The 14,070-nt window shown below is 70.5% G+C and carries 13 protein-coding genes; 8 read left to right on the top strand and 5 right to left on the bottom strand.

Annotated elements, in window-relative coordinates:
• The first annotated feature begins 66 nt into the window (after positions 1-66).
• From BLQ34_RS01220 to BLQ34_RS01195, 6 genes are all read left to right on the top strand, one after another.
• Complete coding sequence (locus BLQ34_RS01220; protein WP_091780417.1) at positions 67-1,065, top strand: ABC transporter ATP-binding protein; 999 nt, start codon at positions 67-69, stop codon at positions 1,063-1,065.
• Entirely contained in the window at positions 1,062-1,868 is an 807-nt protein-coding gene (locus BLQ34_RS01215) for an ABC transporter permease subunit (protein ID WP_091780414.1), read from the top strand. Before BLQ34_RS01220 ends, BLQ34_RS01215 begins: the two co-directional genes overlap by 4 nt.
• A 266-nt stretch (positions 1,869-2,134) precedes the next feature.
• Positions 2,135-6,043: a multifunctional oxoglutarate decarboxylase/oxoglutarate dehydrogenase thiamine pyrophosphate-binding subunit/dihydrolipoyllysine-residue succinyltransferase subunit gene (locus BLQ34_RS01210; protein WP_091789030.1), complete on the top strand. Its 3,909-nt coding sequence runs from the start codon at positions 2,135-2,137 to the stop codon at positions 6,041-6,043.
• A 67-nt stretch (positions 6,044-6,110) separates the two neighbouring features.
• On the top strand, positions 6,111-6,287 hold the full coding sequence (locus BLQ34_RS01205) for a DUF6104 family protein (RefSeq protein ID WP_091780411.1): 177 nt from the start codon (positions 6,111-6,113) through the stop codon (positions 6,285-6,287).
• 3 nt (positions 6,288-6,290) lie between these two features.
• Positions 6,291-6,941, top strand: coding sequence for a GDSL-type esterase/lipase family protein (locus BLQ34_RS01200; protein ID WP_231961384.1), 651 nt, complete (start codon positions 6,291-6,293; stop codon positions 6,939-6,941).
• Between the two features lie 99 nt (positions 6,942-7,040).
• Entirely contained in the window at positions 7,041-7,571 is a 531-nt protein-coding gene (locus BLQ34_RS01195; RefSeq protein ID WP_091780409.1) for a hypothetical protein, read from the top strand.
• Positions 7,572-7,589: 18 nt separating this feature from the next.
• Here the strand turns inward: BLQ34_RS01195 and BLQ34_RS01190 are convergent, their stop codons facing one another.
• The 4 genes from BLQ34_RS01190 to rfbB form a co-directional block, all read right to left on the bottom strand.
• Positions 7,590-8,561: a zinc-binding dehydrogenase gene (locus tag BLQ34_RS01190; RefSeq protein ID WP_091780406.1), complete on the bottom strand. Its 972-nt coding sequence runs from the start codon at positions 8,559-8,561 to the stop codon at positions 7,590-7,592.
• A gap of 36 nt (positions 8,562-8,597) precedes the next feature.
• Entirely contained in the window at positions 8,598-9,227 is a 630-nt protein-coding gene (locus tag BLQ34_RS01185; RefSeq protein ID WP_091780403.1) for a pseudaminic acid biosynthesis-associated methylase, read from the bottom strand.
• Positions 9,228-9,313: 86 nt separating this feature from the next.
• Positions 9,314-10,186, bottom strand: coding sequence for a dTDP-4-dehydrorhamnose reductase (gene rfbD, locus BLQ34_RS01180; RefSeq protein ID WP_091780397.1), 873 nt, complete (start codon positions 10,184-10,186; stop codon positions 9,314-9,316).
• Positions 10,186-11,181 (bottom strand): dTDP-glucose 4,6-dehydratase, encoded by a 996-nt coding sequence (gene rfbB / locus BLQ34_RS01175; RefSeq protein WP_091780392.1) that lies wholly within the window; start codon positions 11,179-11,181, stop codon positions 10,186-10,188. Before rfbB ends, rfbD begins: the two co-directional genes overlap by 1 nt.
• A 65-nt stretch (positions 11,182-11,246) precedes the next feature.
• Here rfbB and rfbA point away from each other — a divergent pair, with 65 nt between their 5' ends.
• Both rfbA and BLQ34_RS01165 read left to right on the top strand, forming a co-directional pair.
• Positions 11,247-12,122 carry a glucose-1-phosphate thymidylyltransferase RfbA gene (gene rfbA, locus BLQ34_RS01170; RefSeq protein ID WP_091780388.1) on the top strand — a complete coding sequence of 292 codons (876 nt, stop codon included), beginning with the start codon at positions 11,247-11,249 and terminating at the stop codon, positions 12,120-12,122.
• Positions 12,122-12,754: a dTDP-4-dehydrorhamnose 3,5-epimerase family protein gene (locus BLQ34_RS01165; protein WP_091780385.1), complete on the top strand. Its 633-nt coding sequence runs from the start codon at positions 12,122-12,124 to the stop codon at positions 12,752-12,754. The genes rfbA and BLQ34_RS01165 overlap by 1 nt, the downstream gene beginning before the upstream one ends.
• A 3-nt stretch (positions 12,755-12,757) precedes the next feature.
• On the opposite strand, the gene BLQ34_RS01160 is transcribed toward BLQ34_RS01165, so the two are convergent.
• The gene (locus BLQ34_RS01160) at positions 12,758-13,915 is read right to left on the bottom strand and encodes an NAD(P)-dependent malic enzyme (protein WP_091780382.1); all 1,158 of its coding nucleotides are present in this window, start codon (positions 13,913-13,915) and stop codon (positions 12,758-12,760) included.
• Positions 13,916-14,070 lie beyond the last annotated feature (155 nt).

Here is a 14,070-nt window from a genome sequence, read left to right as displayed (position 1 = left end):
ACCCGGTTGACCCTCCCCCTACGTGAGTTGGGAGGATGCCGTCATGAGACCTACCCCGGGGGAACGATGACCACGACGACGACACCACCACGAGTGACCGAAGGCGCACGCATCGAGGTGCGCGACCTGACCAAGCGGTTCGGCAGCTTCACCGCCGTCGACAACCTCTCCTTCACCGTCGAGCCGGGTCGGATCACCGGCTTCCTCGGCCCCAACGGCGCCGGCAAGACGACCACGCTGCGCATGCTGCTCGGCCTGGTCAACCCATCGAGCGGGGCCGCCACGATCGGCGGCCAGAGCTACCGCGAGATCACCCAGCCGATGGCGGTCGTGGGCTCGGCCCTCGAGGCCACCAACTTCCACCCCGGTCGCACCGGCCGCGACCACCTTCGGGTCCTGGCCGACACGGCAGGGGTCGGGGTGCAACGGGTCGACGAGATGCTCGAGCTCGTGGGCATCCCTGCCGCCGCGCGCAAGCGGGCCGGCGGCTACTCCATGGGCATGCGCCAGCGGCTCGGCCTGGCCGCAGCGATGCTGGGCGACCCCCAGGTGCTGATCCTCGACGAGCCGGCCAACGGCCTCGACCCCGAGGGCATCCGGTGGCTGCGCGGCTTCCTGCGCCACCTCTCGGCCCAGGGCAAGACCGTGCTCATCTCGAGCCACATGCTCCAGGAGGTCGAGCAGACCGTCGACGACGTCGTCATCATCAACAACGGCCGGCTCATCAAGCAGGGCGCGATGGACGACCTGCACGGTGAGGCGCACACCATCGTCCGCACCACCGACCTCGACGCGCTCGCGGGCGCCCTGCGGGTGGCCGACGTGACGACCAAGGTCCAGGACGACAGCCTGCTGGCCGAGACTCATGACCTGCGCCTGGTCGGGGACGTCGCGCTGCGAGCCGGTCTGCCGATCTACGAGCTGCGCCAGGCCACCACCGACCTCGAGGCGTTGTTCTTCGAGCTCACCGAGGGCACCAACCGCAACCTCGGCGCCGGCGCCGCAGGGCAGGGCGCGGCGACCGAGCGAGATGCGATCGCCGGACAGGAAGGGGGCAACGAATGACCAACGCCATCAAGGCCGAGTTCCGCAAGTTCTTCACCACGCGGATGTGGTGGGGGCTCGCCATCGCCATGTTCGTGGCCGGAGCCGGTCTCGCCGTGCTCTTCGGCTTCCTCTTCACCCAGCCGCAGAGCGCTGCCGACGTCGCCAACGGCGCGCCGACCGGCACCCCCGAGCAGATCGCCAACAGCGTCTACACGAGTGGCCTGAGCATCGGCTACCTGCTCACGCTGACGATCGGCGTCATGCAGATCGGCAGCGAGTACCGCCACAAGACCATCACCAGCACCTTCCTCGGGACGCCCAAGCGGGCCAAGGTGATGGGTGCCAAGGTCATCGCGCTGCTCGGGATCGGAGCCATCTACGGCCTCATCTCGCTGGCCGGGTCGATCATCGCGGGAGCCATCGTGCTCAGCTCGCGCGGGTTCGCGGCCTTCCCGACCGCAGGTGTCTTCCGCAGCCTCGCCCTGAGCCTCCTCGTCCTGGGGCTGTGGGCGCTGATCGGTCTCGGCGCCGGCATCCTCATCCCCAACCAGGTGGCGGCCCTGCTGATCTCGATCGGCGTCGCCTGGATCGTCGAGCCGCTGGCCGGTTTCGGCCTCAGCTTCTGGGAGTTCGGCAAGGACCACATCGTGCAGTACCTCCCGTCGGCGGCGACCCAGGCCATGGTCAACGGCGTCACCCAGGGAGGCGACAACTCGGTCAAGCCGCTGGCGTGGTGGGCCGGCGCCCTCGTGCTGGCGGCCTACGCCGCGGTGCTGGCCGGTTTCGGCTCGTGGCGCACCGTCCGGAGCGACATCAGCTAGGCGACCGCGAGCAGGCCCAGGTATGCCGCGGGGCCGGGTCCCAGCCCGGGACCCGGCCCCGCGGCATACCCGCTGGTGGGGGTGCCCGGGAGGCGCCGGTCGACGCGGGCGCGCGGACGTGGCGCAGGTCGCCCCGGAAACCTCTTCCCCGCCGCAGCGCAGCGGCACGCTCGGGGATAGGCTGGGAGCACCAACGTGCCCGTCATTGTCGACGCTATGAAAGAGGCGTATCAGCCGTGCCCGACCAGTCCCCGTCCAACGACCCGATGGCGGCCTTCGGGCCGAACGAGTGGCTCGTGGACGAGCTGTATGAGAAGTTCCAGAACGACAAGAACTCCGTGGACAAGGCTTGGTGGGCGCTGTTCGAGGACAAGCAGAGCGCCGACTACCAGCCGTCCGAGGGTGCGGGGACCAACGGGTCCGGCACCAACGGAAGCGCCCCTGCGCCGACCACCGCAGCACCGGCCGCCCCTGCGCCGACCGCCCAGGCACCTCAGACCGCCCAGGCACCTCAGCAGGCCCCGGCCGCGCAGGCTCCGGCCGCGCAGGCTCCGGCCCCGCAGGCTCCGGCCCCGCAGGCGCCCGAGGCGGCGCAGACCACCTCCGGACAGAGCACCGACAAGCCGGACGCCAGCTCCGACAAGGCCGTGGCCGACAAGCCCGACGACAAGGAGGCCGGCACCGGCGGCGAGACCGCCGCCGTCAAGGAGGCGCCCAAGCCCCGCGAGGCCGCAGCGCCCCGCCAGCCCGAGGTCGTCAACCAGGACCAGGTCAAGCCGCTGCGGGGCGCCAGCGCCCGCACGGTGACCAACATGGAGAGCTCGCTGAGCGTCCCCACCGCCACCAGCGTGCGCGCCGTGCCGGCCAAGCTGCTCATCGACAACCGCGTCGTCATCAACAACCACCTGCAGCGCTCGCGCGGTGGCAAGGTCTCCTTCACCCACCTGATCGGCTACGCCCTGGTCAAGGCGCTCGGCCACATGCCGGAGATGAACAACGGGTTCACCGAGGAGAACGGCAAGCCGGCGATCGTCATCCCCGGCCACGTCAACCTCGGCCTGGCCATCGACATGGCCAAGCCCGACGGCACCCGACAGCTGCTCGTGCCGTCGATCAAGTCGGCTGAGGCGATGGACTTCGCCCACTTCTGGACGGCCTACGAGGACGTCGTCCGCAAGGCCCGCGGTGGCAAGCTCACCGTCGAGGACTTCCAGGGCACGACGCTCACCCTCACCAACCCGGGCACGATCGGCACGGTCCACTCGGTGCCGCGCCTGATGGCCGGTCAGGGCGCCATCATCGGCGTCGGGGCGCTGGAGTACCCGGCCGAGTGGCAGGGCGCGAGCCAGGAGACCCTCAACCGCAACGCCGTCTCGAAGATCCTCACGCTGACCAGCACCTACGACCACCGCATCATCCAGGGTGCGCAGTCCGGTGACTTCCTGCGGATCGTCCACCAGCTGCTGCTCGGCGAGAACGGCTTCTACGACGAGATCTTCGAGAGCCTGCGCCTGCCCTACGAGCCGGTCCGCTGGGTCCAGGACATCTCGGCGCACCACGACGACGACGTCAACAAGACGGCTCGCGTTCAGGAGCTCATCCACGCCTACCGCGTGCGCGGCCACCTGATGGCCGACACCGACCCGCTGGAGTACCGCCAGCGCCGCCACCCCGACCTCGACGTCACGTCCCACGGGCTGACCCTCTGGGACCTCGAGCGCGACTTCGCCACCGGCGGGTTCGGCGGGGCACCGATGCTGCGCCTGCGCAAGATCCTCGGCATCCTGCGTGACTCCTACTGCCGCACCATCGGCACCGAGTACATGCACATCCAGGACCCCGAGCAGCGTCGCTGGCTGCAGGCCAAGATCGAGGTCGGCTACGCCAAGCCCGGCCCCGAGGAGCAGCTGCGGATCCTGCGCCGGCTCAACGCCGCCGAGGCGTTCGAGACGTTCCTCCAGACCAAGTTCGTGGGGCAGAAGCGGTTCAGCCTCGAGGGTGGCGAGTCGGTCATCGCGCTGCTCGACCGCATCCTGTGCCGCGCCGCCGCCGACGACATGGACGAGGTGTGTATCGGCATGCCGCACCGCGGGCGCCTCAACGTGCTCGCCAACATCGCCGGCAAGTCCTACGGCCAGATCTTCCGCGAGTTCGAGGGCAAGCAGGACCCCAAGTCGGTGCAGGGATCGGGCGACGTGAAGTACCACCTCGGCACCGAGGGTGAGTTCGTCGCCGAGGACGGCAGCAAGACCAAGGTCTACCTCGCGGCCAACCCGTCGCACCTGGAGGCCGTCAACCCGGTGCTCGAGGGCATCACCCGGGCCAAGCAGGACCGGCTCGACCTCGCGGGCGAGGACTTCACGGTGCTCCCACTGCTGATGCACGGTGACGCCGCGTTCGCGGGCCAGGGTGTGGTGGCCGAGACCCTCAACCTGTCGCAGCTGCGGGGTTACCGCACGGGCGGCACGATCCACGTGGTCATCAACAACCAGGTCGGCTTCACCACGTCGCCGAGCGCCAGCCGCTCCTCGACCTACTCGACCGACGTGGCCCGGATGATCCAGGCGCCGATCTTCCACGTGAACGGGGACGACCCCGAGGCCTGCGTCCGGGTGGCCGAGCTCGCCTACGAGTTCCGCCAGACGTTCAACAAGGACGTCGTCATCGACATGGTCTGCTACCGGCGCCGTGGGCACAACGAGGGCGACGACCCGTCGATGACCCAGCCACTGATGTACAACCTCATCGAGGCCAAGCGCTCGGTCCGCAAGCTCTACACCGAGTCCCTGATCGGACGCGGCGACATCAGCCAGGAGGACGCCGAGGCGGCGCTGCGCGACTACCAGCAGCAGCTCGAGCGGGTCTTCGTCGAGACCAAGGCGGCGCTGAAGGACCCGACACCCGGCGACCGGGCCGACGCGACCCTGGCCGGCACCGACGCCGAGGGCCACTCGGGACTCGAGCCGCCGACCGCCCAGTCGACCGACCAGGCCACCCGGTCCGCGGACCAGACCGCCATCCCCGCCGACCAGCTCCAGCACATCGGCGACGCCTTCGTGAACCCCCCCAAGGGCTTCACGGTGCACCCGAAGCTGTTGCAGGCCATGGAGAAGCGCGCCCAGTCCACCCGCGACGGTGGCATCGACTGGGCCACCGGCGAGCTGCTCGCCTTCGGCTCGCTCCTCATGGAGGGCACCCCGGTGCGCCTGGCCGGCCAGGACAGCCGACGGGGCACGTTCGTCCAGCGCCACGCGGTGCTGATCGACAAGCACACGGCCGAGGAGTGGACCCCGCTGCTCTACCTCGGCGAGGGCCAGGCCCGGTTCTGGGTCTACGACTCCCTGCTGTCCGAGTTCGCGGCGATGGGCTTCGAGTACGGCTACTCGGTCGAGCGGCCCGACGCCCTGGTGCTGTGGGAGGCACAGTTCGGCGACTTCTTCAACGGCGCCCAGACGATCGTCGACGAGTTCATCAGCTCCTCCGAGCAGAAGTGGGGCCAGCGCTCGTCGGTCGTGCTGCTGCTGCCGCACGGCTACGAGGGCCAGGGACCGGACCACTCCTCGGCCCGCATCGAGCGCTTCCTGCAGATGTGCGCCGAGGACAACATGACGGTCGCCTCCCCGTCGACCCCGGCGAGCTACTTCCACCTGCTGCGCCGCCAGGCCTACGCGCGCCCGCGCCGGCCGCTGATCGTCTTCACCCCGAAGTCGATGCTGCGCCTGAAGGCGGCGAGCAGCATGCCGCAGGAGTTCACCGAGGGCACCTTCCGCCCGGTCCTGCCCGATCGCGCGTCGTTCGACGACGCCGGCGTGACCCGGGTCCTGCTGGCGAGCGGGAAGGTCGTCTACGACCTCGAGGCCGCCCGCGAGAAGGCCGGCGACACCAGCACCGCGATCGTCCGGGTCGAGCAGCTCGCGCCGATCCCGGCGCAGGAGATCGCGGCCGAGCTCGCCAAGTACCCCGGGGCCGAGGTCGTCTGGGTGCAGGACGAGCCCGCCAACCAGGGCGCCTGGCCGTTCGTGGCGATGAACCTGCCGCAGGGTCTGGCCGACCTCGGCGAGACGCGCCCGCTGCGGATCGTGTCGCGCAAGGCCTCGGCCTCACCGGCGACCGGTTCGAGCAAGCGGCACGCCGAGCAGCAGGCCGAGCTCATCGCGGCGGCCTTCGCCCGCTGACCAACGCACGACGGTATGCCGCGTGGCTGGCTCAGCCACGCGGCATACCTTCGTTAACCTTGCAGACGTGTACTTCACCGACCGTGGCATCGAGGAGCTCGCCGCCCGCCGGGGCGACGAGGAGGTCTCCTTCGAGTGGCTGGCCGACCAGCTGCGCACGTTCGTCGACCTGAACCCCGACTTCGAGACCCCCGTCGAGCGGCTGGCCACCTGGCTGGCCCGGCTCGACGACGATGAGGACTGACGCGTGAGCGAGCCGACCTTCACCCCGAGCGCCGAGTTCCAGGTCGCGTCCGACGGACCCCGCGACGTGGGCCTCGTCTTCGTCGGCGCCTCGATGGTGGCCGGGGTCGGCGACCCCAAGGGTCAGGGCTGGGTCTCGCGGGTCGTGGGCCGCACGCACAGCGCCGACCTCGAGCTGACCGCCTACAACCTCGGCGTTCGAGGCGACACGACGGCCGACGTCCTCGGCCGCTGGAAGGACGAGTGCGCGCCCCGATGGCGCGGCCGGGCCGAGAAGCGGCTCGTGGTGTCGGTGGGCGGGAACGACGCGGCGACCGGGGTGACGCTGGCCCGGCACCGGCTCAACCTCGCCAACATCCTCGACGACGCCGCCAGCGCCGGCATCGGCACCTTCGTGGTGAGCCCCACCCCCACCGACGACGACGAGCTGAACGGCAAGCTCGACGTGCTCGTGGAGGCCCAGGCCGACGTGTGCTCGCGGCGTGGGGTGCCGTTCGTCGACTGCTTCCGGCCCCTGCTGGGGCACGAGCAGTGGCAGAGTGACCTGGCGGCCAGTCGCCTGGCACACCACCCGGGCCAGGCGGGCTACGGCCTGATCGCCTGGCTGGTCCTGCACAACGGCTGGTACGACTGGCTGCAGATCTCGCCGAGCTGACCGACACCGAACCGACACCGACAACCGAACCGACACCGAACCGAACCGACACCGAACCGAACCGACACCGAACCGAACCGACACCGAGGGGGGCCCTCGATGGGCACGTCCACCGAACTGATCTCCGCCGTGCGCGCCGCCGCCGCCGGCACCCCGTATGCCGTGCGCGAGACGCCGCAGGGTTTCGACCTGACCATCGACGTCGCCGACGCGCAGTGGCTCGCCGTCTTCAAGGCGCACGGCCTCAAGAAGGTCTTCACCCACAAGGTCGCGCTCAACGAGTCGAACCAGTCGATGACGATCACCGACGTGAGCAACACCTTCTCGTGGAGCGGTGGCGGCTCGTCCCCACGGCTCCAGGCATCGGGCTCGACCCAGCGGGGTCGGGTCTACGAGAAGTCGTTCAAGAAGGAGTTGGGCGTCGACCTCAAGACCGGCGAGGTGGGCCAGGTCGTCGACTACTCGTTCGACGCCACGGCCGGTCGCGACCTGGTTCGCGACGTCGCGAAGCAGCAGGGGTGGGACGAGAAGATGGGCGGCACCCAGAAGGGCGCGGTGATCTTCGCGGGCGCCACGGTGGCCATCCTCGCGGTCGCGGGGATCGTGTGGCTGGTCGTCTCGCTGCTCTGAGCCGACCGGCCCCGGCGCTCACGAGACGGTGAAGACGACCTTCCCGAACAGCTCACCGGCCGCCATCCGCGCGAAACCCTCGCGAGCCTCGGCCAGCGGCAGGGTCGTGTCGATGACCGGTTCGATCTGCTGCTGGACCACCAGCTGGGCCAGGCGCTCCAGCTCCTCGCGGCTGCCCATCGTGGAGCCGACCACGCGCAGCTGCCTGAAGAAGATCTTGGTCAGCTCGGCCTTGCTCGGGGCGTCGCCCGAGGTCGCCCCGGAGATGACGATGGTGCCGCCGGGCTTGAGCGAGTTGACCGAGTGCGACCAGGTGGCGGCCCCGACCGTCTCCATGACGGCGTCGACCCGCTCGGGCAGCCGCTCGCCGTCGCCGAAGGCCCGGTCGGCCCCGATCCCGACGGCCCGCCGACCCTTGTCCTCGTCACGGCTGGTGACCCACATCCGGTAGCCCGCGGCCGACCCGAGCTGCACCAGCGCGGTGGCCACTCCCCCGCCGGCGCCTTGCACCAGCACGGTGGCCCCGGGCGTCAGACCGGCGTTGGAGAACAGCATCCGGTAGGCCGTGAGCCAGGCGGTCGACAGGCAGGCTGCGTGCTCCCACGACAGCCCCTCCGGCTTGGGCACCAGGTTGGCGGTGGGCACCGAGACCTTCTCGGCGAGGGTGCCGTCGTGCAGCTCGGAGAGCAGGGTGCGCCGCGGGTCGAGGGTCTCGTCACCGCGCCACCCTTCGCTGGGCACGACCGCGTGGATGATCACCTCGTTGCCGTCCTCGTCGACGCCGGCCCCGTCACAGCCGAGGATCATCGGCAGCCGGTCGGCGGGCAGACCCACGCCACGCAGCGACCAGACGTCGTGGTGGTTGAGTCCCGCGGTCCGCAACGAGACCGTCGTCCACCCCGCACGCGGGGTGGGTTCGGGACGCTCACCGACCTCGAGACCGGACAGCGGGTCGTCAGCGGACTGGCGTGCGGCGTAGACGGCGAGCATGCCCCGACCCTAGCCGTCGGGGCGGGCGCGGCCGGCTCAGCCCTGCTTCTCCATCAGGAACCACGTGGAGTCATCCAGGGGGAACTGCGGGTCGCGGTGGTAGGTGAAGCCGTAGTCCACCAGCCGCAGCTCGGGGAAGGCGTCGAGCATCTCGCCGGCGAAGTCGCGCTTGAACAGCGCACCCTCGTGCCCCCGGTAGGAGACCTCGACCGGCACCGGGTTGAAGTACTCGCAGACCATGACGTAGCGGTTCGACGAACGCACCAGGGCGGCATACACGTCGGCGACACGGTCGGGGTTGATGTGGATGAGCACGCCCTTGGTGAAGGTGAGGTCCCAGGTCTGCGCGGGCTCGAAGTCGAGGATCGACCCGACCTCGACGGTCGCGCCGCCCCAGGCCTCCACCTCGGCCGCGGCCTGGGCGTTGATCTCGACCGCGTGCAGCTGCGCTTCGGGGAGCAGGTCCCGCAGGGCCCGGAGGTTGTTGCCGATGTTGCAGCCGAGCTCCAGCACGCTCCCCACGCCGTCGGTGTGCGCGAGCACCTTGCGGAACAGCTCGGTGTTGCTGCCGACGAGGTCGACGCCGCGGTTGCGGTCGATGTATGCCTCGCCGAACTCGCCGGCCCACAGGTCTTCTTGGGAGGTGCGCTGGGTCTCAGTAGCCATGGCGGCCACTCTCGACCACTCGACCCCCCGACTGCAAGGTGACCGGCCGTGCGTCGCCGTCCGTTCACCGCGGGGTCAGGTGCGGCTCAGCTGGTGGGCGGTTCGGCGACGACGTCCTCGATCGACTCGGCGAGGCTGGCCTCCCAGCGCGGCAGCAGGGGCAGCCGCGCCATCCGCCACGCGTCGTGGCCCAGCACGCTGTAGGCAGGTCGAGGAGCGGGCAGCGGGAAGGCGTCACTCGTGGTGGGCCGCACCCGGTCGGGGTCGAGCCCGAGCAGCCGGAAGATCTCGCGGGTGAGGCCGTACTTCGTGGTGTCACCCTGGCTGGTCGCGTGCCACACCCCGAACGGAGCGGACCCGTCCACCACGCGCAGGACCGCCCTGGCCACGTCCATGGTCCACGTCGGCTGGCCGCGCTGGTCGTCGACGACGTCGAGGGTGTCGTGCCGCTGCGCGAGCGCCGCCATCGTCTTGACGAAGTTCGGGCCGGCCGCGCCGTAGAGCCAGGCCGTCCGGACGATCCAGGCCTGCGGGCAGCGAGCCTGCACGGCCCACTCCCCCGCCGCCTTGGTGCGTCCATAGGCGGACAACGGCACGAGTGCCGCGTCCTCGGCGTACGGCTCGTCCGCGTCACCGGCGAAGACGTAGTCCGTGGACAGGTGCACCAGTCGGGCACCGCTCGTGCGGCAGGCGTCGGCGACGTTGGCGGCGCCGACCGCGTTCACCGAAAAGGCTTGCCCCTCATGGCTTTCGGCTGCGTCCACCGCCGTGTATGCCGCGCAGTTGACGACCACGTCGTGGCCCCGGACGGCGTCGCGCACCGCCTCGGGGTCGGTGACGTCGAGGTCGTCACGGGTCAGGGCGGTCACGTCGTCCTCGTCGACGCCCGCGAGCGCCAGGGTCACCTGCAGGTCGAGGCCGAGCATGCCCCCTGCACCGGTGACCAGCCACCGGGTCATCAGCGACCGAGCCGCTCGTAGCGCGTCTCCGCCACCACCTTCGCGGTGCGCCACCAGTCCTGGTTGTCCTCGTACCAGGCGATCGTGTCGACCAGTCCGGAGCGGACGTCCGGGTGCGCCGGACGCCAGTCGGTCTCCGCCCGGAGCTTGCTGGCGTCGATGGCGTAGCGCAGGTCGTGCCCGGGGCGGTCGGGGACGTGGTCGTACCAGTCGGCCGGCTTCCCCATCAGCTCGAGGACGAGGGCGACGACGTCGCGGTTGTTCATCTCCCCGTCGGCGCCGATGAGGTAGGTCTCGCCGAGCCGGCCCTGCTCGACGATGGCGATCACGGCGTCGTTGTGGTCGTCGACGTGGATCCAGTCGCGCACGTTCAGACCGGCGCCGTAGAGCTTCGGCCGCACCCCGTCGATGATGCCGGTGACCTGCCTCGGGATGAACTTCTCGGGGTGCTGGCGCGGGCCGTAGTTGTTGGAGCAGTTGGACAAGGTCGCCCTGAGGCCGAACGACCGGACCCAGGCGCGGACGAGGAGGTCGGCGCTCGCCTTTGCCGCGGAGTACGGGCTGGACGGGTTGAGCGGGGTGCTCTCGGTGAACTTGGCCGGGTCGTCGAGCTCCAGGTCGCCGTACACCTCGTCGGTGGAGATGTGGTGGATGCGCTTGTCGTGCCGGCGCACCGCCTGGATGAGCTGGTAGGTCCCGATGATGTTGGTGTCGATGAACGGCCACGGGTCGTCGAGCGAGTTGTCGTTGTGGGAGTCGGCGGCGAAGTGGACCACCAGGTCGTGGGCGGCGACCAGCTCGTCGACGAGGTCGGGGTCGGTCACCGAGCCCTTGACGACCTCGACCTCGTCGATCACGGGGTCGAGGGACGAGAGGTTCGCGGCATACGTCATCGAGTCGAGCACGGTGAGCTGCCACTCCGGACGCACCGCGCGGGCCCTGATCACGAAGTTCGAGCCGATGAAGCCGGCTGCGCCGGTGACGAGGACCTTCATGGCGCCGAGGCTATCGCGCGCAGACGCACCTCATGGCGCGCTCGCGAGCACTAGGGTCGTGCCCCATGAAGGGCATCATCCTGGCGGGGGGTTCGGGCACGCGGCTGCACCCGATCACGCTCGGCATCAGCAAGCAGCTCATGCCGGTCTACGACAAGCCGATGATCTACTACCCGCTCTCGACGCTGATGATGGCCGGGATCCGCGAGGTCCTGGTCATCACGACCCCCGAGGACCAGGGCCAGTTCCAGCGCCTGCTCGGCGATGGTTCCCGTTGGGGCATCGAGCTCACCTTCGCCGTGCAGCCGAGCCCGGACGGCCTGGCCCAGGCGTTCATCATCGGCGCCGACTTCATCGGTGCCGACTCGGTCGCCCTCGTGCTCGGCGACAACATCTTCTACGGCACCGGCCTCGGCACCTCACTGGCCGCCAACACCACGGTCTCCGGCGGACAGATCTTCGCCTACCACGTGACCGAGCCCTCGGCCTACGGCGTCGTCGAGTTCTCCGAGGACGGGCGCGCCATCTCGATCGAGGAGAAGCCGGCGCACCCCAAGTCCTCGTATGCCGTCCCCGGCCTCTACTTCTACGACAACGACGTGGTCCAGATCGCCCGCGAGCTCGAGCCGAGCGAGCGCGGCGAGCTGGAGATCACCGGGATCAACGACGCCTACCTGCGCCGTGGCGACCTCAACGTCACGGTCCTCCCCCGCGGGACGGCGTGGTTCGACACCGGCACCTTCGAGGGCCTCATGGACGCGGCGCAGTTCGTGCACGTGGTCGAGGCCAGGCAGGGGCAGAAGATCGGCTGCATCGAGGAGATCGCCTGGCGCAACGGCTGGCTCAGCGACGCCGAGTTCGCCGCGCTCGCCGAGGCCCTGCGCAAGAGCGGGTACGGCAACTACCTGGCGGGCCTGCTCGACGAGGCGGGGGCGGGCTAGTGCAGGTCCGCCCGCTGCCCGTCGAGGGCGCGTTCGAGATCACCCCCCGTCAGTTCCCGGACGACCGGGGCGTCTTCCTGGAGTCGTTCCGTGGCGACCTCCTCGCCGAGCACCTGGGCCACCGACCGGACATCGTCCAGACCAACGTCTCGGTCTCCTCGCGTGGCACCGTGCGCGGCACCCACTTCGCGGACGTGCCCCCCTCGCAGGCGAAGTACGTCACCGCGCTGTCCGGGTCGCTGATCGACTTCATCGTCGACATCCGGGTCGGCTCACCGACCTTCGGCGAGTGGACCTCGGTCCTCCTCGACACCGTCGACCGCCGTGGGGTCTACCTCTCGGAGGGACTCGGCCACGCGTTCGTCGCGCTCGAGGACGACACCACGGCGATGTACCTCTGCACCGCGGCCTACAACCCGTCCGGGGAGCACGGCATCCACCCTCTCGACCCCGAGGTCGGCCTGGTCCTCCCGCACGGCCTGGAGCCCCTGCTGTCACCCAAGGACGCCGCCGCGCCCAGCCTCACCGAGGCGCGCGAGCAGGGTCTGCTGCCCACGTATGCCGCGTGCCAGGCGCTCGCGCGCCAGCTGCGCGAGCGCTCCGGCGACCAGCGGGCGCCCGACCGGGCCTGACCCTCAGGCGAGCGCCGACACCGCCTCGGCAACGGCGTCGGCCACGCCGGGAGCGAACACGCTCGGCACGATCTCGTCGGCGGTCGGGTGCTCGACGAGGCGCGCGATGGCCTGGGCCGCGGCGATCTTCATCGGCTCGGTCACCTGGCCGGCGCCCGAGTCGAGCGCGCCGCGGAAGATCCCCGGGAACGCGAGCACGTTGTTGATCTGGTTCGGGAAGTCGGAGCGCCCGGTCGCGACCACCGCCGCATACCTCGCCGCCACCTCGGGATGCACCTCGGGAGTGGGGTTCGCGAGCGCGAAGATGATGGCGTCGGGGGCCATGCGGGCGACGTCCGCCTCCGGCACCTGCCCGCCGGACACGCCCACGAAGACGTCCGCGCAGGCCAGGGCGTCGGACAGCGAGCCGGCCAGGCCACGCGGGTTGGTCGTCGCGGCCAGCCGCCGCTTGTGGTCCGCGAGGTCGTCGCGACCCGGCGAGACGATGCCCCGGGAATCGCACACGACGATGTCGGCCACGCCCGCGCGGGCCAGCAGCTTGGTCACCGCCACGCCGGCGGCGCCGGCGCCCGAGACGACGACGCGGAGCGACTCCAGTGGCCGGCGCACCACGGTGGCCGCGTTCAGGAGCCCGGCCAGGACGACCACGGCGGTGCCGTGCTGGTCGTCGTGGAAGACCGGGATGTCGAGGCGCTCCTGCAGCCGACGCTCGATCTCGAAGCACCGCGGCGCCGAGATGTCCTCGAGGTTGATGCCGCCGTACGTCGGCGCGATCCGGGCGATCGCGTCGACCAGCTCCTCGACCGTGCCCGACTCCATGCACACCGGCACCGCATCGACGCCCCCGAAGTGCTTGAAGAGCACCGCCTTGCCCTCCATCACGGGCATCGCTGCCAGCGGTCCGATGTCGCCCAGCCCGAGCACGGCCGTCCCGTCGGTGACGACGGCGACCGTGTTGGCCCGGGCCGTGTAGCGGGCCGCCAGGCTCGGGTCCAGGGCGATGGCCCGCGACACGTCCGCCACGCCCGGCGTGTAGAGCAGTGCGAGGTCGGCTCGGTCCCGCAGCGGCTGCGTGGAGTGCACGCCGAGCTTGCCGCCCTCGTGCGCCCGGAAGACCGGGTCGGACGGGTCGATCAGCGGGTACGACGGGAACGCGGACATGGACAAGTCACCTCGAAAGGGTCGAAAGAGCCGGCTCGCGGAGCCCGCTCCGAGCAGAACTGCGTGGGGCACACCGCGCACGGATCGATCCGCGCGCGCGAACGACAGCCGGGTGTGGCCTCTCAGACGCAACGTGCGGGGGTTACCCGCGAGTT

This window comes from Pedococcus dokdonensis (genome assembly GCF_900104525.1).
GTDB lineage: Bacteria > Actinomycetota > Actinomycetes > Actinomycetales > Dermatophilaceae > Pedococcus > Pedococcus dokdonensis.
The sequence above is the reverse complement of the archived record's forward strand: the minus strand, read 5'-3'. Positions and strand labels throughout refer to the sequence as shown.

Excerpts from the sequence above, each read along its gene's own strand:
- rfbA (WP_091780388.1), top strand. The coding sequence starts at position 11,247 with ATGAAGGGCATCATCCTGGCGGGGGGTTCGGGCACGCGGCTGCACCCG.
- rfbB (WP_091780392.1), bottom strand. The coding sequence starts at position 11,181 with ATGAAGGTCCTCGTCACCGGCGCAGCCGGCTTCATCGGCTCGAACTTC.
- BLQ34_RS01185 (WP_091780403.1), bottom strand. The coding sequence starts at position 9,227 with ATGGCTACTGAGACCCAGCGCACCTCCCAAGAAGACCTGTGGGCCGGC.
- BLQ34_RS01160 (WP_091780382.1), bottom strand. The coding sequence starts at position 13,915 with ATGTCCGCGTTCCCGTCGTACCCGCTGATCGACCCGTCCGACCCGGTC.
- BLQ34_RS01215 (WP_091780414.1), top strand. The coding sequence starts at position 1,062 with ATGACCAACGCCATCAAGGCCGAGTTCCGCAAGTTCTTCACCACGCGG.
- BLQ34_RS01220 (WP_091780417.1), top strand. The coding sequence starts at position 67 with ATGACCACGACGACGACACCACCACGAGTGACCGAAGGCGCACGCATC.
- BLQ34_RS01190 (WP_091780406.1), bottom strand. The coding sequence starts at position 8,561 with ATGCTCGCCGTCTACGCCGCACGCCAGTCCGCTGACGACCCGCTGTCC.
- rfbD (WP_091780397.1), bottom strand. The coding sequence starts at position 10,186 with ATGACCCGGTGGCTGGTCACCGGTGCAGGGGGCATGCTCGGCCTCGAC.
- BLQ34_RS01210 (WP_091789030.1), top strand. The coding sequence starts at position 2,135 with ATGGCGGCCTTCGGGCCGAACGAGTGGCTCGTGGACGAGCTGTATGAG.
- BLQ34_RS01195 (WP_091780409.1), top strand. The coding sequence starts at position 7,041 with ATGGGCACGTCCACCGAACTGATCTCCGCCGTGCGCGCCGCCGCCGCC.